Origin of the sequence: Parvimonas sp. KA00067, assembly GCF_001553085.1 — a bacterium.
GTDB classification, from domain to species: Bacteria; Bacillota; Clostridia; order Tissierellales; family Peptoniphilaceae; genus Parvimonas; species Parvimonas parva.
In genome coordinates this window covers 46,860-47,353 of sequence record NZ_KQ960149.1, presented here as the reverse complement: position 1 = coordinate 47,353, position 494 = coordinate 46,860, and the positions used below count along the sequence as shown (strand labels likewise).

The 494-nt window shown below is 37.0% G+C and carries 1 pseudogene; it reads left to right on the top strand.

What is annotated here, in order from left to right:
- A pseudogene (locus tag HMPREF3181_RS03990) lies at nt 1–494 on the top strand (hypothetical protein); the annotation flags it as partial.

The window sequence follows — 494 nt, the reverse complement described above, 5'->3', positions numbered from 1 at the left end:
GATAGTGGTGCTATGGCTGAGAATGAATGGATCGGATATTACTATCTAGGTAAGGGTGGCTATATGCTAACTAACACTACTACGCCTGACGGTTACAGAGTCGATAAAAATGGAAGATGGATTACAGGGTCTTGGAAATCAAATTCTACTGGTTGGTGGTATGAATACTCTGATGGAAGTTATTTAAAAGAAGAATGGAAATACATTAGTGGAAGTTGGTATTATTTCAATTCCGGAGGATATATGGTAACAGGTTGGAATCTATTAGGAAATGATTGGTTCTATCTTAAAGATAGTGGTGCTATGGCTGAGAATGAATGGATTGGTGACTATTACTTAGGTAAGGGTGGCTATATGCTAACTAATACTACTACACCTGACGGTTACAGAGTCGATAAAAACGGAAGATGGATTACAGGGTCTTGGAAATCATATAATGGTATTTGGTGGTATGAATACTCCGATGGAAGTTATTTAAAAGAAGAATGGAAATA